The sequence below is a fragment of the Leptolyngbya sp. CCNP1308 genome (assembly GCF_034932455.1).
Classification (GTDB): Bacteria; Cyanobacteriota; Cyanobacteriia; order Phormidesmidales; family Phormidesmidaceae; genus Nodosilinea.
On the sequence record NZ_JAYGIH010000035.1, the window covers coordinates 40504 to 61049 of the forward strand.

Annotated in this window: 16 protein-coding genes; 9 read left to right on the forward strand and 7 right to left on the reverse strand. The window is 56.9% G+C overall.

Features of this window, described 5'->3' with window-relative positions; translation table 11 throughout:
- Window positions 1-10: 10 nt before the first annotated feature.
- The 3 genes from VB780_RS08630 to VB780_RS08640 all read left to right on the forward strand — a co-directional run bounded on the left by VB780_RS08630 (window position 11) and on the right by VB780_RS08640 (window position 4478).
- Complete coding sequence (locus VB780_RS08630; protein ID WP_323350730.1) at window positions 11-2218, forward strand: polysaccharide biosynthesis tyrosine autokinase; 2208 nt, start codon at window positions 11-13, stop codon at window positions 2216-2218.
- Window positions 2219-2518: 300 nt separating this feature from the next.
- Complete coding sequence (locus VB780_RS08635) at window positions 2519-3211, forward strand: PTPA-CTERM sorting domain-containing protein (RefSeq protein WP_323350731.1); 693 nt, start codon at window positions 2519-2521, stop codon at window positions 3209-3211.
- A gap of 637 nt (window positions 3212-3848) precedes the next feature.
- Window positions 3849-4478: a PTPA-CTERM sorting domain-containing protein gene (locus tag VB780_RS08640; protein ID WP_323350732.1), complete on the forward strand. Its 630-nt coding sequence runs from the start codon at window positions 3849-3851 to the stop codon at window positions 4476-4478.
- Window positions 4479-4584: 106 nt separating this feature from the next.
- Here the strand turns inward: VB780_RS08640 and VB780_RS08645 are convergent, their stop codons facing one another.
- The 3 genes from VB780_RS08645 to VB780_RS08655 all read right to left on the reverse strand — a co-directional run bounded on the left by VB780_RS08645 (window position 4585) and on the right by VB780_RS08655 (window position 9285).
- Window positions 4585-7200, reverse strand: a complete 2616-nt coding sequence (locus VB780_RS08645) for a chloride channel protein (RefSeq protein ID WP_323350733.1) — start codon at window positions 7198-7200, stop codon at window positions 4585-4587.
- Window positions 7201-7316: 116 nt separating this feature from the next.
- Window positions 7317-7538: a hypothetical protein gene (locus VB780_RS08650; protein WP_323350734.1), complete on the reverse strand. Its 222-nt coding sequence runs from the start codon at window positions 7536-7538 to the stop codon at window positions 7317-7319.
- A 163-nt stretch (window positions 7539-7701) separates the two neighbouring features.
- Window positions 7702-9285, reverse strand: a complete 1584-nt coding sequence (locus VB780_RS08655) for a TolC family protein (protein WP_323350735.1) — start codon at window positions 9283-9285, stop codon at window positions 7702-7704.
- 68 nt (window positions 9286-9353) lie between these two features.
- Between VB780_RS08655 and VB780_RS08660 the strand changes: the two genes are divergently transcribed.
- Complete coding sequence (locus tag VB780_RS08660; RefSeq protein WP_323350736.1) at window positions 9354-10058, forward strand: Uma2 family endonuclease; 705 nt, start codon at window positions 9354-9356, stop codon at window positions 10056-10058.
- A gap of 27 nt (window positions 10059-10085) precedes the next feature.
- Here the strand turns inward: VB780_RS08660 and VB780_RS08665 are convergent, their stop codons facing one another.
- The 3 genes from VB780_RS08665 to VB780_RS08675 all read right to left on the reverse strand — a co-directional run bounded on the left by VB780_RS08665 (window position 10086) and on the right by VB780_RS08675 (window position 13512).
- Window positions 10086-11282, reverse strand: coding sequence for an ABC transporter permease (locus tag VB780_RS08665; protein WP_323350737.1), 1197 nt, complete (start codon window positions 11280-11282; stop codon window positions 10086-10088).
- A 68-nt stretch (window positions 11283-11350) separates the two neighbouring features.
- The gene (locus VB780_RS08670) at window positions 11351-12742 is read right to left on the reverse strand and encodes an efflux RND transporter periplasmic adaptor subunit (protein WP_323350738.1); all 1392 of its coding nucleotides are present in this window, start codon (window positions 12740-12742) and stop codon (window positions 11351-11353) included.
- A 38-nt stretch (window positions 12743-12780) separates the two neighbouring features.
- On the reverse strand, window positions 12781-13512 hold the full coding sequence (locus tag VB780_RS08675; protein ID WP_323350739.1) for an ABC transporter ATP-binding protein: 732 nt from the start codon (window positions 13510-13512) through the stop codon (window positions 12781-12783).
- Window positions 13513-13683: 171 nt separating this feature from the next.
- Between VB780_RS08675 and VB780_RS08680 the strand changes: the two genes are divergently transcribed.
- Window positions 13684-13947, forward strand: coding sequence for a DUF2584 family protein (locus tag VB780_RS08680; RefSeq protein ID WP_323350740.1), 264 nt, complete (start codon window positions 13684-13686; stop codon window positions 13945-13947).
- Window positions 13948-14085: 138 nt separating this feature from the next.
- Here VB780_RS08680 and VB780_RS08685 read toward each other — a convergent pair whose 3' ends face one another.
- On the reverse strand, window positions 14086-14445 hold the full coding sequence (locus tag VB780_RS08685) for a hypothetical protein (RefSeq protein ID WP_323350741.1): 360 nt from the start codon (window positions 14443-14445) through the stop codon (window positions 14086-14088).
- A 560-nt stretch (window positions 14446-15005) separates the two neighbouring features.
- On the opposite strand from VB780_RS08685, the gene VB780_RS08690 reads away from it, so the two are divergent.
- From VB780_RS08690 to VB780_RS08705, 4 genes are read left to right on the forward strand one after another with little or no spacing between them, the layout of a single operon-like run.
- Window positions 15006-18959 (forward strand): leucine-rich repeat domain-containing protein, encoded by a 3954-nt coding sequence (locus VB780_RS08690; RefSeq protein WP_323350742.1) that lies wholly within the window; start codon window positions 15006-15008, stop codon window positions 18957-18959.
- Window positions 18960-19002: 43 nt separating this feature from the next.
- Entirely contained in the window at window positions 19003-19620 is a 618-nt protein-coding gene (locus VB780_RS08695) for a hypothetical protein (RefSeq protein WP_323350743.1), read from the forward strand.
- A 40-nt stretch (window positions 19621-19660) separates the two neighbouring features.
- Complete coding sequence (locus tag VB780_RS08700) at window positions 19661-20134, forward strand: WD40 repeat domain-containing protein (RefSeq protein ID WP_323350971.1); 474 nt, start codon at window positions 19661-19663, stop codon at window positions 20132-20134.
- 7 nt (window positions 20135-20141) lie between these two features.
- Window positions 20142-20528 carry a hypothetical protein gene (locus VB780_RS08705; protein ID WP_323350744.1) on the forward strand — a complete coding sequence of 129 codons (387 nt, stop codon included), beginning with the start codon at window positions 20142-20144 and terminating at the stop codon, window positions 20526-20528.
- Window positions 20529-20546: the final 18 nt, after the last annotated feature.

Consider the following 20546-nt stretch of genomic DNA (forward strand, 5'->3'; position numbering starts at 1 on the left):
GGAATCAGGGATGAAAGCTCAAACCCTACCTTCATTACCTCCCGCTGTGGCTGCTCCAGTAGCCGCAGGATCCAGTCAAGAGGGGGGGCTAGACTTTAGTAGTTTGCTGTCTACGCTCAGACGCAGAGCACTTCTAATTGCTGGGATAGCGGCGACGGTTACTGCAGCCGCAGGGGTTCGAGCGTATTTAAGCCCTCCAAGTTATTCGGCTGCTTTTGAAGTTTTGATTCAGCCGTTGAGTGCTGAAACTGAAGTTATTTCTACCCTCTCAGATGTACCTATTAACCAGCGGTCAAGTGACTTAAGCTTAGCCGACCAAACCAGAATTTTAGCCAGCCCTGGGGTACTGCAACCGGTTATCAACGATTTGCGGGCCAAGGGGTTAGAAGGCTGTGTTCCAGAAACCCAGGCGTCGCTCACGGGGCGATCTAACGAAGAGCTACAGAATGCCTGCTACGCCCGGGTTAAAAGTCGTCTCAGCATTCAGCTCACTAAAGATTCTAGAATTTTTCAGGCTAGTTATTATGGTGACTCGGCCCAGGATGTGGAGTACGTAGCTACGCTAATTGCCCGCACTTTTCTCGACTATGGATTAGCCTCGCGGCAGCGAGATCTGCAGCAAGGGCTAAGCTTTTTAGACGATAAAATACCTGATGCCCGACAGCGGGTAGATGAGCTTCAGTCTGATTTACAAGACCTGCGCCAAAACTCTAGCCTGATTACCCCGGCTGACGAGGGTAATAAAATATCTGAGCAAGTTGCTGCCTTTGAAAATCAGTACCGGGCTGTGCTGATTGAACTGGAAGAAAACCTGACTCGCTATGAAGAATTGCAGCAGCAGCTGACGCAGCAGCCTCAAGATGCCTCAGTATCGTCGGTACTCAGTGCCAATAGCCGATACCAGTCTCTGGTACAGGAGCTGCTAGCACTAGACAGTCAGATTGCCCAAGCTTCGACGCTATTTCTAAATAACAGCCCCGACATGCAGGTGCTGCAAGAGCAGCGGCGAAACCTACTTGCGCTAATGTCCCGAGAAGGAGCTAACACCCAGCGAGAGCTCATGGGCCAAATTGATGTGCTAGCTGCTCGAGAAGCGGCCTTATCTGACACCCTAGCTGACCTCAATGTAGATGTGGGTCAACTAGCTGAGGTCACACGACAGTTTACTGACTTAGAACGGGAACTTACCCTAGCTAATAATAACCTGGGGCAACTGTTAGAGCGTCGTGACACCCTTCAGATTGAGGCAGCTCAACGAGAACTGCCCTGGGAGCTGATTACTCCAGCTACACTGTCTACGGATATTGCTAATTTACAAAATAGTTTGGTATTGGGGGCGCTACTTGGACTACTGCTGGGCACCGGGTTGGCCCTGGCCTTAGATTCTCAAAAGGATGTTTTATACACTCCAAGAGACCTGAAGCGAGTAACGCCAGTACCAATCTTGGGGGTTATTCCGAACAATGGTGCTGTTGAGCAAGGCTACGATGAGCAGTATTTGATATCGCTTTATCAAAGCGTTGCTGAATCTCGAGCTACAACCAACTACGAAAGCAACGGCAAGGGCTCCAAACATAGGATGATGCCCACGGAAGATCTCTATATCTACCGTGAGGCGTTTCGATCGCTGGTAGCAAATCTGCAACGCTTAGATGCTGACCGCCCGCTGCGATCGCTAGTGATTAGCTCTGCCGACAACCAACTGGCCGATTCCACCACAGCAGCTTACCTGGCCTGGGCTGCGGCTGAGTTAGGCAACCGGGTGCTGCTGATCGACGCCGACTTTCGATTTCCCCATTTGCACAATTTTTTAGAGCTGCCTAATCAGCAGGGCTTTGCCAACATTTTGGCAGGTGAGCTTGACCTTAAAAACGTCATCAAGCGATCGCCTACCGAACCAAATCTCTTTGTGCTAACCACCGGTAGTACCGCTGTTGACCCAGCCCGATTGTTGTCATCGACAAAGATGAAGCAGTTTGTTGCCAAAACCGAGTCTTACTTTGACCTGGTGATCTATGATTCACCCCCCTTCTCAGAATATGCCGATGCTGCCCTACTTTCTGCCGAGACTAGTGGTCTAGTGCTGGTGTCACATCTAGGCACAGTAAAATCAGCTCAGCTTGAGCAAACTTTAGAAAAACTCTGGATTTCTAAGATTCCTTTAATTGGGCTGATTGCTAAAGAAGCGGCTAGCAAAATGGCACTGCTACCTGTTTAGTATCGGTAGCCTGAGAACCCCAGATGATTCATTATATTTGTCTAATGTTACTTAAAAAATTGGTGAATGGTGCTCAAATGTCTAGACAGACTAAGTGTAAACAACTACACTTAGTAAAGAGTGCAGCACAGGCATGAGCAAGCCTACATAAGAATTAGGGCTGGCCAGGTTTTTTTCTAGATTTTTGTTTCCTCATCTACCGATAGTGCGCTACCCATACCCACTGAGATATAGGTTTCTATTTCTCTTGTGCTTACGCTGAATCAGTTTTATTTCTTTCACCTTTCGTAGTAACTAATCATGATGAGAACAATTTCTTTGCAAGCGCTTTTGGGCGCAGGCACGGTAGCTGTTGTGGCAATGGCAGGCACTTCTTCTGCTGAAGCTATCAGCCTATATACTTCAGGCGGAACGTCCACCAGCGTAACAGGAACTACCACTATCGATTTTAGTGGTGCCCCTCTTGGCCCTTCGTCTTACACCGAGAACGGCGTAACCTACAGCGGTAGTGGTAGTTTTGTCCAAGGCGGTGTAAGTGGTCAGTTTGCGGCACCACCTACTCAACTACCTGACTATGACAACGCCAACAATACCTACCTGACCCTAGGTGGCACTGCTGAACCCGGGCCTGTGACCATTACGCTACCAGGCTTATCCAACTACTTTGGCCTCTACTGGGCCTCTGTAGATGCCTATAACTTCATTGAGTTCTTCAAGGAAGGGGTCAGCGTCGGTATTTTCGATGGTAATGATGTGATCGGTGGAGCTAACGGCGATCAGCAAGTGGGCGGCGCACGCTACGTTAACTTTACTTCATCGAGCGCTCTCAACTACTTTGACAGTATTAAGTTGACATCTACCAGTGCTGCCTTTGAAAGCGATAACCACGCTTTTAGAGAAGTGCCAACCCCCGCACTGCTTCCTGGTCTGATTGGTCTAGGGGTCGCGGCCCTGCGGCGTAAACAGAACGAAGCGGTTGAAGAAAACGCATAGCACCGGCAAACCTGGGTGGCTTAAGTAACTTGAAGCCTGAAACAGCGCTAGCACCGTGAGTTTTCGGCTAAAGGTCAAGACCACCCAATTGCTGAAGCTGTTGGCAAAAGCTCTAGTTTCTAGTTAGCTTTGCCCGTGTAATTTAATGCACTCTTAAGAGCGGTCTATATAGGCCGCTTTTTTCTTTTTTCGATGCCTAATTTTTAGAGTGCTATTGCCTCTATATAAGAAGAGATATCTAACTGATAACTTAAAAAATAAGTGCAGAAAAGTTAATGCCTTATTTTACAAAATGCCCCTAGTATATGTAGTTCATTTCATAAAATATAAAACTATAGCAAAGCTTAAGCCAGGATCTCCTCGAGGAGCAGTTAAGTCTTTAGAATTAGGACATAGCATCTAAGTACATTCACTGTAGACATCACTAAGGTTTAGTGATGCCCTGGTGGTTAAACAGCAGCTTCTACTTTTCACCTAACTTGCGTAAACCTGTGAGCTTGTCGAATCAGGATTTCTGTTTTGTCAGAACGCTATCACAGGCTGCATCTCTGGGTTGACTGCTTTAGTCTGTTTCAAAGGCTTGACAGCAACGGATATCGATTCTTGTCAAAATCCTTTCAAATAGGTGAATGGTTTTATGAACACCAAATTACTTTGTTCTCGCACAGCCATAACGCTTACTTCTCTGGCCGGTATAGTTCTATTGACTTCTCCCGTTCAAGCTTTCACCTTGACAGGTGAAAATACGCTGGCCTTATCTGGAAGAGCTAAGTTCAACACTACTTCCGGCTTGCTTGACTTCCGAGAAGATCCAGGCAACATATACGGTACGGAAATTGGTACGGCGAGTGTAACAACATCTAGCAGTGGCCGATTTGCATCTCTCTTAAACCAGTTGGCTACACTGCAAGACATTACGCTAACCCAAACAGCTGGGAATGTCTGGGAGTATACTGGATCAACACTTCCAAGCTTTATTACTGTAGGTTCCATTGGATTTGAGTTGTCTACATTTAGACTAGTAAGAAATCCTGGTAATGATTGGTTGGCCACTGTCGATGGACGATTTCAGGATACAGGCCTGCCAGCTCTTGGAGCGTTTGATCCTCTTCAAGATGATTTGTTTACTTTGGCTAACAGTCAGGGTGCAAGTTACTCATTTGATATTGAAGAGGTACCTACCCCTGCACTGCTCCCCGGTCTGATCGGGATAGGTGTAGCGGCGTTACGACGTAAAAAGGACGAAACTGCTGAAGAAAACGCTTAGTTTTCTGAGTTCATGCCTCAGCTAGTTCTTTGAGTGGTTAGTTTTGCGCTAGCTGCTGATCAGCAGCTTTTTACTAAAAGTCGCCTTTAGGGCGACTTTTTTTGTCTCACAACGAGGTTGGGGCTATTTCGTCTACCTGGCGCAGCAGGATTACAGTGATGTCGGTCTGTTGGGCAATTTCTAGCGGTACGTTGCCCTTAATCACCTGGCTGAGCAAGTTTTCTCGCGAAGCCCCAAGCAAAATGGCGTCGCTGTGGCACAGATTGGCCATATCCACGATCGCATCAGAAACCGAGGGATGGGTCAGCACCTGGGTATAGACCGGGCGTTTGAGGGAGGCTTCTAACCCATCGGCCATTTCGGAGATGTGCTGGGGGGTGAGGCACTCGCCCTTTTCGGGGTGGCAGATGGTGCAGAGCTGAATTTCGGGGGAGTGACCCAATGTGAGCAATCCGGGCAGCAGGGCCTGGGCGCTTTGGGCGTTGGGGCCACCTGCGGTGGGTATTAGCCAGCGATCGAAGGTGAGATTGCGTCCGGGGCGCACCACCACCACCTGGCAGGGGGCCTGGCGAATCAGGGTATCGACCACGCCGCTGATCACGCGGCCGGGGGTGAGGCTGGGGTGGTGCCAGCCCATCAGCACCAGATCGATGTGGCGCTCTTTGATCACTTCGAGCAGGGTGCGGCCAATTTCGTGGGCGGCCCGCACCTGAAAATGCACCGACAGCCCGCTGTTAGCAGCATAGGAGAGGGCGAGCTGGCGCAGGGGCTCGACCTTTTGCAAATCGACTTTGGCCTCGGCGGGGGCAACGCTGCGGGAGACCGGCACCACGTGGACGCATTCCAGTTCGTAGTGCAGGCCGTGGGCGATCGCCGCCGCAATTTTAATCAAATCGGGCGCGGTGCGGGGGTCGGCCAGGGGCAGCAGCAGTCGTCCCTGGCCGGTGGCGGGGGCCCGCTGCTGAAGCACCACGTAGGAGGGCTCGGCCTGGGGGCCGAGTTTGAGCTGATCGCCGCTGACCTGGTCGCACTCGGCGCGAATGATGTCGGCGCGGGTGATGATGCCCACCAGCTTTTTGCCTTCGGTGACGGGCAAGCGGCTGAGTTTAAGCCGGTTGAGCAGGTGCAGCACCCGGGGCAGGGTGGCGTCGGGGGCCACGGTGACCGGCTCGGTCGTCATAATATCGGCCAGGGTGAGGTAGTCATCCAGATTCTGGCCGGTAGAGTCGCTCAGGTCGCTCTGGGTGACGATGCCCACTAGGCGACCGTCCTCGAGCACCGGAAAGCCGCGATGGTGCGATCGCGAAAAGGCCTGCGCCACCTCAGGCAGGCTCATCTGACTGGAGAGGGTTTCGACCCGACGCTGCATTAAATCAGCCGCCTTGAGGTGGCCCCAGGGGTTGTTGGCCTGGGGCACCGGCTCCAGGTGAATGCCTTGGAGGGCGAGCAGGCGGTTGTAAATCGAGCCGTTGTTGGTGCGATCGGCAATCAGGTAGGCGACGCCTGAGCCAATCATCAGGGGCAGCACCAGGTTAAAGTTGGCGGTCATCTCAAACACGATCACGATGGCGGTCATCGGCACCCCCGTCACCGCGCTAAAAAAAGCCCCCATGCCGGTGAGGGCGTAGGTGGTGGTGCTGGCTAGATCAGTTGGCATGGGCCAGGCCCCAAAGCCGGTGTAGACGCCCTGGGCAAAGAAGCTCACCAGGCACCCCAACGCCGCCCCCAGCACCAGCGAGGGGGCAAAAATTCCCCCCGGTGCCCCGGAGCCGTAGGCCAGCAGGGTGAGCAAGAATTTGGCGACGAAGGCGATCGCAATTAGCTGCCACCCCGCTGAACCCGTCACCAAAAACTCTTGCAGCCCGGTGTTGTCGATCGCCGCGATCGGCACAAACACCCCCACCAGGCCAGTAATCAGCCCCGCTAGGCCAATGCGCTCCGGCAGCCCCAGCTGCTTGAACTGCCGAAAGAATGCCAGACTGCCAAAAATTCCCTTCCGAAACAGCGCCCCCAGCAGCCCGGCCAGCAGCCCCAAAATAATCAAAAAAGGCAGGTCGTGCACCGACAGGCCAATGGGTCGGTCATCCATAATTAAATTGAGCCCCTGGCCCCCCAGCAGCCGCGACACCACGGCCCCAATAAACGACGCCAAAATGGCGCTGCCCAGGGTGAGGTCAGAAAAATCTTGCAGCAGCTCTTCGACGACGAACAGCACCCCGGCAATGGGGGCATTAAAGCCCGCCGCTAGACCCGCCGCCGCTCCAGCAGAAATTAGCTGCCGTCGGTACTCGGGGGAGGTTGGCACCCAGCGGCTCAGCTGCGCCGCCAGTCCGGCCCCAATCTGTACGGTTGGCCCCTGCCGCCCTAGGGAAAGGCCTGACCCCAGGGCGAGCAGGGTGCTGCCCAGCTTTACTAGCGCCACCCGCAGGTTTAGAGGAATTTTGGCGAAGCCCAGCGCGGCTTTGACCTGGGGAATGCCGCTGCCCGCCGCCTCGGGAGCGAGACGCTCTACCGACCAGCCCGACAGCCAGCCTCCCACCAAACCCACTATGGGCAGCGCCAGCCATAGGGGAAAGGTGGTAGTGGTGCGCCACAGGGTCAGCAGTTCGACTCCCTGCTTGAGCAGCACCGCCGCCAGCCCCGACACCAGCCCGATGACGCACGCCTCGACAATGGCTACCCGCTTGCGGCTCAGCAAGGGTTCCAGGCGCTTTAACAACATCACAGGGGCGGCAGCATTACGGGGGCAAGAAAAACCACAGCAAGAGAACGGGGCAAAGCCCAGGCTAAATGCGGTCTTCCCTTAACTCTCCCAAAGTGTAGCCCGGAATAGAACGGCTAGGGGTGCAGCTCGCAATCGGGAAAGCGGCCCAGCCCGTTAGCTTCCACAATGGCGTTGCGACATTTGAGGGGAGATTTGCCGGTCATATCTGATAGACGCTTGAGGCTAATGGCGGGTGAGCCACCGCGAGGAGCCGTCATGTAAAGTCGGTAGGCTACTTCCAACACCTGATCATCCAGCAGCAGGGGCCTAACCGTGGAACTAATAACGTCTAGCATGGCGATCGGAGAACTCAATATCTAAGCATGTTCACGGATGTCAGGCGCTGGGCCGTCTACCTTAGGAAGGGTTTGGGGGGAAGAGATTAAGCGGCCAACAAGAATATATAGCCATCGTCACTTGATTTAGGACATCCAGAAAACATTCCAATGTTCAAATCATTTACTCCTGTAACTCTGGGCCAATCTCTAGCTCCGCCGCCCAGCGATCGAGCGTAATGCCCACGGTCTGCTCCAGCTGGGCCACGCTGTTGAGGAAGGCGATGCGGGCCGCTAGCTCCCTAGTCTCAGCCGTCACCAGGGTTTCTTCCTGATCGATCAGCTGAAACAGCGTAATGTTGCCCCGCCCCAGGCGAAACTGCTCCTGGGCGGCTTCGAGCTGGCGGCGGGCGTTGAGGGTGGCTCGCTCAGCAGCTTCGACCTGGAGTCGGCTGGCCTGGGCCTCGCTGAGCCCGGCGACGACATCGTTGCGAATTTGGTCTTGCAGCTGGGCCAGGGTGTTGTCTTGCTGTTGCAGGGCAATATCGCTGGTCAGGCGAGCGGTTTCGGGGGCGGGGTCGCCAAAGGTGCGGGTGGCCACTAGGCCGACGGCGCTGCGGGAGCCATCGCCCAGGGTGCCGTCGGCCACAGCATCGAGCTGCCAGCGCAGATTGTCTTGGGCCACCAATAGGTCGAGTTCCTGCTGCTGCCGCTGGAGCTGGGCCTGCTGGTAGTCGTTGCTCTGGGCCAGGGCCAAGGTCACCAGGGCTTCGGGCTGGTAGGTGGTGAGCTGGGCGGCGGCGGCATCAAACAGCTCGTCAATGGTTTCTACTGAGGCCACAAAGCGCAGGTTGCGATCGGTGCCAATTAGGTTGAGCAGGGCGCTGTTGGCCTGGTCGAGCTGGTTTTGGGCATCGACTAGGCTGCGCTGGGCATCGGCTAGCGATCGCTCTGGGTCGTACAGGTCAATGGGTGCCCGCCGTCCCGCCTCTACCAGGGCCTGCAAAATGTCGAGCTGCTGCCGTCGCCGCTCCAGAGCCTGGGCCTGAATCTCGACCTGGGCCTGGGCATTGATCAGATCGTTGTAGCTGAGAATGGCGGTGGTCAGGGTGTCGATGACGGTGCTGCGCAGGGCTAGCTGGTTGCGGGTTTCGCCCAGGCGGGCCTGGTTCAGCGGGGCTTCGTTGACGGCGGTGCCAAAGCCCCGCAGCAGGGGCTGGCTAACTCTAAACTGTAGGGATTGCCCGCCTTCAAAGGGGGTTAGCCCTAGCTCAAAACTGGTGCCCAGGCGGGTGGTGACGGCGGTGTCGAGGCGCACTTGCTGATCGAGGTCAGTGTCACTGCCCCCCAGCAGCACCGAGCCAGGGGTGGATTCTACAAAACCGCCGTTGCCCGAGCGACTGCGGGAGGCATCCACCCGTAGGGTAGGGGTCAGACGGGGGTTAAAGGTCTGCTCGGCGGCGGCGAGCTGCTGCCGCTGCACGATGCGCCCCAGGGCCTGGTTGCGCAGCTCGCGGTTGCCCTCCAGGGTGAGGTTGAGTAAATCGGTTAGGGTCAGGGAAACGACCTCGGCAGGTTCCTCGGTGTCTTCTACTGCCGCAGGAGCTGATTCTGCACCCGATGACTCAGCCTCGGGTACAGGATTGACTAGGGGGATCGTGTCGGCCAGGGCGGCAGGGGCGATCGCGCCAAACCCAACACCCAGGGCTACACCTGCCCAAACTAGGCCCAGTCGCTGACTGATGAGCATCGTCGAAGTTGCCATCATTTTCGCTGCCTCCCTCACCACGGCTCGACCTACCCAGTAGGATAGAACCAACAACTCGCCCCACTGCTATGACAACCTATCACGCTGGTTCAGCCACAACCACTGGTGTCACAACAGCTCCGCTGGAAAGCGGCGATCGCCTCACCCGCCCCGAGTTCGAGCGACGCTACAAAAACTCTACCGTTAAAAAAGCTGAACTCATCGAAGGAGTCGTCTACGTGGCTTCGCCCCTCAGGTTTCAACAGCATGCCGAACCCCATAGTCGCCTAAACACCTGGATAGGTACCTACGCAGCCCTAACTCCTGGTACTCGATCGGGTATTGAACCCACAGTCCGCCTTGACCTCGACAATGAGCCTCAGCCCGACATTGTGCTGCTGATCGATGAAGCCGCTGGCGGCCAGGCCCGCCTCAGCCCCGATGGCTATCTCGAAGGTACTCCCGAACTGGTGATTGAGATTGCCGCCAGCAGCGCTGCCATTGATTTAGGCGACAAGAAACAGGCTTACCGTCGCAATGGGGTGCCCGAATACCTGGTTTGGCAAGTCTACGAAAACCGACTGGACTGGTTTTACCTGATAGACGGCGATTATCAGTCACTACCGACGGATGCTGATGGCATGATTTGCAGTGCCACATTTCCGGGACTGTGGTTGGCAGCGACGGCGCTGTTGCAGTGCAACATGGCTGAGGTTCTGGCTGGGCTACAAGCGGGCATCCAAACTGCCGAACATCAGCAGTTTGTAGCGGGTTTACCATCGATTTCCCCATAGAGGAGGCGCTGTCCCCGCCAACTTTACCTACTCCCCTCGCAGTGCCTGCACCACGTCGATCTGCGTTACCCGCAGGGCGGGCAAGAAACTAGCGCCGACACCCACCCCAAAAGCCGCCCCCATCGACAGAGCCGCGTCGCGCCAGTTGAACTCGTAGGGGGCTTCAAACACGGTGGTGGTCGCCACCTTCGTCAGCCCGTGGACGGTGGCCACTGCCGTGGTGCCGCCGATCAGGCTGAGCAGGGCGGCTTCGGCGATGAACTGGGCCATGATCTCTAAATCGGTGGCCCCAATGGCGCGGCGCAGGCCAATCTCGCGGGTGCGCTCCATGATCGCAGCGATGGTGATGTTGGCGATGCCGACGCCGCCAATCACCAGGGCCAGCAGCCCCACGGCCTTGAGCACGCGAATGGAGGCCCGCTGCCGCTGTTCCTCTTCGTAGAGGTCTTCGACATTGCCACCGATGAACATTTCGTAGTCGGGAAACATTTGCTGGAGCTGGGCTTCAACCCCGTCGCGGGTGGTTTCAAAGTCGTTGAGGCTTTGCAGGGCGATTTGAATTTGCCGCCCCGAGCGAAAGCGCCCCTGGAGCAGGCTGCCGTAGGGTTCTGGCACCCAGAGGGTGCCGGTGGGTTCGCCCTCTTCGCTACCGTAGAGGTCTTTGTTCTCGATCAGGCCGACGACGGTGAAGCGGGTGCCGTTGATGAAGATGCCCTCGCCCAGGGGTGGGGCTGCCTGAAATAACTGCTGGGCCAGCACCGTGTCGATCACGGCTACGGGCCGAAATGAGTCGAAGTCTTCGGGGTCAAAGAAGCGACCGTCGAGCACCTGGCGACCGGTGGTGCGCTGGTAATTTTCTGACACGCTGAAGGCGTTGAGGCTGTCGGTGATGGTGCCCTGGTACTGCACCTCTGACCCCCACAGCGGGGTGACGCGGCTGATGCTGAGAATGCCGGGGACAGCCTGCTGAATTTCGGCGATCGCCGCCTCATCAAATTCCACCGGGGGCCGCCCGCGCCCGTAGACAAAGGGGGTGATGTTGGGGTTATCCCTCGCCGCTAGCTGCTCTTGCAGCACCCGGTTGGCAATCGTGTCGATGTTGAGAGTGGCGTTGACGGCGGCGACTCCCATGAAAATGCCCAGGGCGGTGAGGCCCGATCGCACCCAGTTGCCGGTTAGATCCCGCAGGGTGGTGAGGCTGAGGTCGAGGGGGGAGAGGGGCATGGGGAGGAGCGTGGGTGCGTGGGTGCGTAGGGGCAGACCGATGGGTCTGCCCTAGGGGAATGGGTGACTTAGGGGGTGGGGCGGTTGCGGCCTCCGGGGGTGGCGGGGGTTGCTTCTACGGTTAGGCCGGCTTCGAGGGGCTGGTCGGGTGGGGGGGTAAGAATGACGGTGTCGGTGTCGTCTAGGCCAGAGACAATTTCGACGGCCTCTAGGGTGTCGAGGCCGGTGGTGACGGGGCGCTTTTGGGCGCGGCCTTCGGCATCGACGACCCAGACAAAGGTTTCGCCGCCCTCCTGCTGAATCGCGTTGCTGGGCAGGGCCAGGGCATTTTCTCGCTGCACCAGAATGACTTCGACGCTGACGGAGCCGCCGGGGATGAGGACGCCGCTGGGGCGATCGAGCTGGGCGACGGCTTGCACCATGGCCTGGGAGCCGCCGCCGCCACCCTCGGTGTCAGTAATGGCCTGGGGGGCAATGCTGATCACGCGGCCCGTGTAGTTTTCGGGGTTGGGGCCAATGACGCTGACCCGCACGGGCATGTTGACGGAAACTTTGTTGGCGTCGAGGGTCATGAGGTCAAACAGCACCACCTCCTGGGTGGGGTCGCCGATGGTGAGCAGGGTGCCTTCGCTCTGCACGCCGTCGCCGGGCTGCACGTCGATGTTGAGCACCACGGCGTCGAAGGGGGCGACGATGGCGTTGTCGGCGATGCGGGCGCGAATGTTGGCTAGGCTGGCCTGGTTTTGGCGGATTTCTAGCTCGGCGCGCTGGAGGTCAACCTCGGCCCCCCGCAGTTCCGACTGGGCTGCCTCTAGCTCGTCGCGATCGCCGTTGTACTCATCCTCCGAGATAAACCCCTGATCGACTAGCGATCGCGATTCCCTCAGCCGCTCTTCGGCCCGCTGCACGGTGCGCTGGCGATCTTGCAGCACCTCGGCGTTGCGCTGGCGCTGGAGCCGCAGAATTTCGGTCTGAATCTGGGCGTCGTCTAGCTCTTGCTCAAGGTTGCGATCGCGCAGCCGCAGCAGCACTGCTCCCGGCTCTACCCGCTGGCGCTCTTCCACCAGCACCGCCTCCACGGTGACATCCCCCGGCGCTTTAAGAATTTGCTGGTTGCCCAGGCTCATAATGCCGGAGGCATCGACGCGGTTTTCGAGGGTGTCGCGGCTGGGGGTGCCGGTGGTTACCACCACGGGGTCTACGCTGCGGCGCTGCCAGGTGCGATAGCCCAGCCAGCCGCCCGCGCCAAGCAGAATAACTAGTCCTGAGGCCACTATCCACTTCAGCCCAGGGCGAGATCTTGACGGATCGCCATCGTCGAGCAGATCGTCATCGAACAGGCCAGGGCCGAGGGGTTTTGTTGTTGGCCCCTCCTGACCCGAGGAGTTGGGTTGCAGGGGGTCGGCATCGGTGGAAGCGTTGGCGCGGGTGGAAGTGTCGGGGTGGGGTTCGGGCGGCACGGGGCATCGTCCAGACAAACGGCAGGTAGCGGCAGCGGCTACAGCGGAGCGAGATGCCCCAGCTCGGCGGGGCTGAGATGGGCATCGGTAACCCGGCCATCGCTCATCATAATAATGCGCCGACTGTGGCGGGCCACCTCGTGGGAGTGGGTCACCATGACGATGGTAATGCCCCGCTGGTGCAGCGCCTCAAAAATGCCCAGCACCTCTGCGGCCGACTGGGAGTCGAGCGCCCCGGTGGGCTCGTCGGCCAGCAAGAGCACCGGCTGGTTGACGATGGCGCGGGCAATGGCGACCCGCTGCTGCTGCCCGCCCGAGAGCTGGGAGGGGCGTTTATCCATACGGTTGGCCAGGCCCATGTGGGTGAGGGCCGCCGCCGCCCGGCGCTGCCGCACCGATCGCCCCAGCCCTGCGTACATCATCGGCAAAATTACGTTCTCTAGGGCCGTCAGGTTGGGCAGCAGCTCGTAGCGCTGAAAGATAAAGCCAATTTTGCGGTTGCGAATGCGGGTCAGCCGGGTTTTATCGACCGTTGAGACATCGGTGCCGTCGAGCAGGTAGCGCCCGCGCGTGGGCCGATCGAGACAGCCAAGGATATTCATCAGGGTCGATTTGCCCGAGCCCGACTGGCCCATAATGGCGCAGTATTCGCCGGGGTGAATGGTGATATTGATGCGATCGCAGGCCCGCACCGCCGCCTCGCCGCTGCCAAACACCCGCGACACGTTCTCGATGGCGATGACGGCGGCAGGGTCGGGTGTTGGGGACATAGGGCGATCGCGCAGCTAGATCGACGAGGGTTCCACTGCTAGGATAAATGCTTTGCTCGCTGCCGTCGTAACTCTGGCCGGGATGGGGCGATCGCGCCCGCGCTGACCTCGTTATCTTCGCCAGATAATTCCTTCCCAAAACCGCTAGAGCAACGCTTAGAGAAACTGCCCATGGGAATGCCCTGCGAAATCAATAGCCTGCTCAAACTCAAGCCCGCCCAGGGCTACCCCGCCGTGCTCGAAGTTGGGACACAGCACCGGGTACAGAAAGCGGGCTATCGCATTTTTCCCCTCGATGTGCCGCTGTGTTTGGTGGACGAAAACTGGCTCGCCCACGCCGATATTGTCATCGAAAAACTTACTTGGCAGCACCGCACCACCCAGATAGAATTTCGCATCAGCCGCGTCTACGCCACTCCTTTTGCAGCCAAGTAAATCGTTTGGTGGTTAAAGCTAAAGACTGTTGTGGCAGACCCGGTAGCAGACTGGCGAATAGAGGCTCACCCAAGCCATTTAATACCCCCCAAACCTGACAGATTTGGGGGGTATGTTGTTTGAATATAAATTTGATGTCTAGGCCGCAGAACGTCGAGGACGTCTGCGTTCAGATTTTTTCTTGTAGCCGATGGCCTGGGCTTCGTCGCTATCGGAGCCATAGACGCCTCGCACTAGCTCTTTCATGGCCAAGATGTTGTTGTGAAATTTCCACTCGGCGAGGCGGGCTTTGTCGGCCAGGGCTTTGGCGCGGATGAGGGCTTCGGAGGCTTCATCCTGGGCGGACATCATTTCAGCGTAGCTGCTTTGCAGCCCTTCGAGGGTAGTTTCGGGGCGAGGCGAGGTGTAGTCAGCGATGGTGCGAACACCGCGAAGAGATTCAATATCTTGATCGATATAGTCGGGCCGCAGGCGGCGAGTGGTATCAGTATTGGGCATGGTGTAGTGCTCCTTAATGGCAATTCATAGGATGGGTGAAGGTTGGTCGGCGGGAAGGTTGGGGAGGCTCGCCTTTCGCTTTAGGCAATGTGCCCGGTGCGGCAAAAAACCCGGAAGAAATGAGAGAGCTTTATGGAAGCAATATGGATACGCGCTGCTAAATGAAGCGGCGATGGGGGTGAGGCATGACAACCCATGTACTTACTTATCACCTAGGTGTGATTGCTTGGTACTCGGGTGTAATTGCTTGGCATTTGGATGTGATTATTTGGCACTTTGGTGTAATTGCTTATCACCGGGGTGTAATTACTTGGCGTTAGCCTGATTGGCTTAGGGTTGGCGAAGCAGCTTCAAAGGAGGCTAGGATGCGATGACTTGGTGCTTTGTCTGGGTACTGATGGGCTTGACGGTGCTGGGGAGTCGCGTTGGCCAAATTTGGGCAGATGGGTCGCCAGTGGCGGTATATCGCTTTAGATTTGGGTAGATAGGCCGAATATATCTTGCTGTTGATATAGTTCGGTGCGGGTTTTTCAAAATGAAGGGGCGAGGGGGGATTGGCAATGGCAACGGATAAGCCTTATCAAGAGGCCGAGCGCAAAATTGCGGAAGCGTTGCGTACTGGGGCGACAAAACTCGATCTGAGTTGTGATTGGGATGCCGATGACTCAGAAAGGCTCATCGATCTGCCAGAGTTGATAGGCCAGCTCACCCAGTTGGCGGAGCTAAATCTCTCATCTAACCAACTGACGGCGCTGCCGGAGTCGATAGGCCAGCTCACCCAGTTGCAGTCGCTAGACCTCTCGGGCAACCAACTGACGGCGCTGCCCGAGTCGCTGAGCCAGCTCACCCAGTTGCAGTCGCTAGACCTCTCGGGCAACCAACTGACGCCGCTGTCGGAGTCGCTGAGCCAGCTCACCCAGTTGCAGTCGCTAGACCTGGCCTACAACCAACTTACGGTGCTGCCGGATTGGCTGGGCCAGCTCCAGTTGCAGTCGCTAGACCTCTCGGGCAACCAACTGACGGCGCTGCCCGAGTCGCTGGGCCAGCTCCAGTTGCAGTCGCTGAACCTCTCGGGCAACCAACTGACGGCGCTGCCCGAGTCGCTGGGCCAGCTCCAGTTGCAGTCGCTAGACCTCTCGGGCAACCAACTGACGGCACTGCCGGAGTCGCTGGGCCAGCTCCAGTTGCAGTCGCTGAACCTCTCGGGCAACCAACTGACGGTGCTGCCCGAGTCGCTGGGCCAGCTCCAGTTGCAGTCGCTGAACCTCTCGGGCAACCAACTGACGGCGCTGCCCGAGTCGCTGGGCCAGCTCCAGTTGCAGTCGCTGAACCTCTCGGGCAACCAACTGACGGCGCTGCCGAAGTGGCTGGGCCAGCTTACCCAGTTGCAGGAGCTGAACCTCTCTAGTAACCAACTGGCGGTGCTGCCGGAGTCGCTGGGCCAGTTCACCCAGTTGCAGTCGCTAGACCTCTCCCGCAACCAACTGACGGCACTGCCGGAGTCGCTGGGCCAGTTCACCCAGTTGCAGTCGCTAGACCTCTCCCGCAACCAACTGACGGCACTGCCGGAGTGGCTGGGCCAGCTTATCCAGTTGCAAGAGCTGAACCTCTCTAGTAACCAACTGGCGGCGCTGCCGGAGTCGCTGGGCCAGCTCTCCCAGTTGCAGTCGTTGGACCTCAGAGGCAACCAACTGACGGCGCTGCCGGAGTCGCTGGGCCAGCTCTCCCAGTTGCGGTCGCTGGACCTTTCCGACAGCCAACTGACGGCACTGCCGGAGTGGCTAGGCCAGCTCTCCCAGTTACAGATACTTTCCCTCTTCGGCTGTCAGCTAACATCTTTGCCAGAGGCCGTCGGCAGTCTTCATGAGTTGACTTATCTCGGCCTAAACAGAAATCAGATTCGCCAATTTCCAGCTTCGTTTTCCAAGCTAAGCAAATTAAGGACCCTGTTTATTGGCCAACAGGGTTTCGGTGGAAATCCGATGACTGAAGTGCCGCCGCAACTTCAGCATCTATCGAGACTACAGGGACTCTATCTTGACGGTTGTGAGATCCGCGATTTGCCGGTTTGGCTGATTCAGCTTAACGAACTGAGTGAACTCTCTGTTCAAGAAAACCCTCTCAACCTTGAACTGGCCGCAGCTTACGAGCAGGGTCTCGACGCAATCAAGGCGTATCTGCAAGCCAAAGCCGAAGATCAAATCGTTCTCAACGAGGCGAAGCTGATTCTGATCGGCGAGGGGGAAGTGGGCAAATCTTGCCTGCTCGACGCGCTGCGTAACGAGCCATGGCAAAAACACGACTCGACCCACGGCATTGAAATTAAACCCGTGCCGGTTACCCATCGCGATGGCAATGGCTCGGAAACCGAGATCACGTTAAATACCTGGGACTTTGGCGGGCAGAAGGTGTACCGACCCACGCACCAGTTTTTCTTCAGCGCCCCGGCGGTGTATTTGGTGGTTTGGAAGCCACGCGAAGGCCCACAGCAAGGGGCGATCGAGTACTGGATCAACACTATCAAACACCGCGCTGGCGAGGACGCCAAGGTGTTGATCGTTGGTACCCACGGCGGCCCCCAACAACGCCAACCCGATATCGACCTGCAAGATCTGCGCGACAAATTTGGTGCCGACTGCGTGGTAGGTGCCTTCCACGTTAATAGCCGACCCGAACACTATGACGAGGCAAACGATACATGGACTGGTGAGCGCCAGGGCATGGCAGAACTAATAGAAGCAATTGCAAACGCCGCGGCGGCATTGCCGAATGTCGGTCGAGAAGTAGCCACTAGCTGGAACAATGTGCTGCAAGCCGTGAAGCAACGCAGTGAGGCAGACCCCTACATTGCCTACGAGCAATTTGAGGAATTGTGCGAATTAGAAAAGGTGCCAAAAGTATTGGCAAAAACCTACGCTGGCATGCTGAATCAGCTCGGTTACGTGATTCACTATGGCACCGACGACGATTTGAAGCAGTTCATGATTTTGAAGCCCGACTGGCTGGCCAAGGCAATCAGCTTTGTACTGGATGACCCCACCACCCGAGAACTAAACGGCCTGGTAAGTCATGAGCACCTCACCCAATTGTGGAATAACCCACCTTACGAATATGAAGCAGGCTATCCCGAAGAGCTGCACCCGTTGTTTCGCAGGCTAATGGAACGCTTCGATATTTCGTATCAGGTAATTGTCGATCCGGCAAACAGCAGGCCGCCCGCGACCAGCCTGATTGCACAATTGGTGGACGACCAGCCCAAGCCCTTGCCCGACTGGGGTGATCACCCTCAACCCGGCGACGAAGAAAAGCAACAGATCTGCCAAATCGTCGAGCGCGACAAAGACCAATCTGCCAATGCCGAAGGGCTGTTTTACCGTTTGATCGCGCGGCTGCATAAGTATTCGCTGGGTCGCGAAGACTACGACAAGAGCGTTCACTGGCAGCGCGGCTTGATGCTCGACGACGATTACAATGGTCGGGCATTGCTGCGGCACATTGGCAACGATGTTCACATCACAGTGCGGGCAGCATATCCAGAATTTTTGCTGTACGAATTGACAAAAGACGTGCAAGAACTGATTGAAAATCCTGATCAGGGATGGGCTGGCCTGCGATGTGAGGTTGTAGTACCCTGCATCGCCCCCTGTGGACTAAACGATCCAGGGCGTGGACGATTTGATGTAAGGAAACTCATCCTTAACAAAAAGAATGACGTCAACAAAGTTCTCTGTTCGGCCACCGATTGTGAGCAGTTTCATTCTGTAGAGGCATTGATGCGCAATGCGACGGTCATACGCCGGTCGCAGCTGTCTGACAGCGACATCAAGCAAATTCGCCACGAAGTCCAAGAAATCGTTGACGTGAAAGACGAAAAAGACTTCCAACGGATGCAGGCTTTGTATCGAATGATGAGCCAAGCGGACGAACAGCTAGCGATATTGATGCAGATGGGGCTCGACGAAGCTAGAAACGGCCCCCGCCTTTTCAGCCTCACACCCACCGACACTGGCTTTCTCGATAACCCCTCATGGGCGACTCAGAAGTTCTATTTAACCCTTTGGTGCGAGCATTCCCGCAAACCCCTTCCTGCCCTCTGCGAAGATCGGAGTCGCGGCAGCTACAAACTCGAACGATCGCGCGAGTGGCTAGAGAATTACGGGCCTGCCTTGCGAACCGTAACCAAGACGCTTGGCGCGATACTTCCTGTCGTCGCTGCTACGACAAAGATTGCTATTCCTGATGACACCTACAAAGGCATCGAAAAGGGCCTCGATTTTGGCAAAGAATTGTTTGGCGCTGCATTGACGAGTAGCGGCGCACTAGCCGAAGTTTCCGGCGATGACATTATTTCGGACGTAGGGCATGGAGTAGCGCAGCAAGCTCAAAACGCCATGCTGCGAGAGCTGCACGCCCTCTTACAGGAGCGAGATCCCAGCTTTGGCGGGCTGGTGCGCGTGCAAAACAAACGTCGCGAATTTATGTGGGTGCATCCGCAGTTTGAGGATGAGTATTAACCTAGCCTGTAGAGATTGAACGACAACCTACAGTCTGGTAACCATGCACAAACTTCCGCGCTACTCGGCTAAACGAGTGCGGCGCGATGGCCCAGAGGCCGGGCCGGGCCATCGCAAAATGCTTTATGAAATTGAGGGGCGCTACTACCCCGGCGTGACAACTGTGCTCTCGGCCACCAAGCCGCCTGAGGCACTGCTGGCCAGGGGCAGCGATGCAGACCGGCGACAGTTGTGCGATCGCTACAGCGGCAACCCCCTGGCCCTCAATCTGGTGGCCAGTACCATCCAAGATCTGTTTGATGGTGATATTGCCCCCTTTCTCGCCCAGGAAACAGTGGTGTTCAACGGCATTCGCCGCCTGCTCAACCAGCAGTTTGCCCGTCTCTCGGGCCTAGAGCAGACAATCATGACCTGGCTTGCGATCTTTAGCCCGGATGGCGAAATTTTGGCCAGCGCCTGCGCCAATGGCACGGTGATACTGTGGCACTGGGCCACTGGACAGTTGTTCAAAACGCTGTATGGTCACACTAGCTGGGTCTGGTCGGTGGCCTTTAGTCCCGATGGGCGTCAATTGGTCAGCGGCAGCAACGATCACTGCTTCAAACTGTGGGATGTGCAGACAGGGCAGACCCTCAAAACCTGGCAGGGCTACAGCAATTAGGTGATCCCTGCGGCTGTGGGATCGCGCCACGGGCAAGCTGCTGAAAACCTGGTACGACCACACCAACCGGGTGCTGTCAGTAGATGTGCATCCAGACGGCACCTGTTTTGCCAGTGGCAGCAGCGATCGCACTATCAAACTGTGGAATCTCCAGACCCATCAGCTCATTCATACCTTTGATGGTCACCGCAACTCGGTCTGGAATATACGCTTTAGCCCCGACGGACAGCAGTTAGCCAGCGGCAGCTTAGACTATACCGTCAAGCTTTGGGATGTACAGACCGGGAAATTAATCAAATCCTTAGAGGGCCACACCAATATGACCTGGGCTGCCAAATTTAGCCCCAATGGCACTCGATTGGCCAGCTGTAGCCACGACTGCACCGCCAAGCTTTGGGCGCTTCCCTCAGGCCAGATCTTGCACTCATTACCGCACCCAGAGCCGGTGTGGTCGGTCGACCTTAGCATCTGGCCACCGGCTGCAACACACCACTGTTGGCCTATGGAACGCTGACACCGGAGTGCTAAAGCACACTTTTACTGGCCACGGGGCAACAGTACAGACCGTTTGCTTTCATCCCGAGGGTGAGCTTTTGGCCACTGGCAGCGATGACCACACCATTTGGCACTGGCACTGGCCTACTCGCACCCTGCAACGTGTTCTGACCGGCCATAGCAATCGCGTCACCTCGGTGACCTTTAGCGCTGATGGCCGCCTGTTGGCCAGCGGCAGCGTCGATGAAACCGTCAAAGTCTGGGATGTGGCCAGTGGGTATTGCCTGCAAACCTATCGAGCCAGTCGTCCCTACGAAGGCATGACCATCACTGGGGCCACCGGGCTCACCGATGCTCAGCGGGTATCGCTGCAAGCCCTCGGGGCCGTAGACGGTGGATCCGTAACCTCCTGACAATCCACGGGGTTAGTC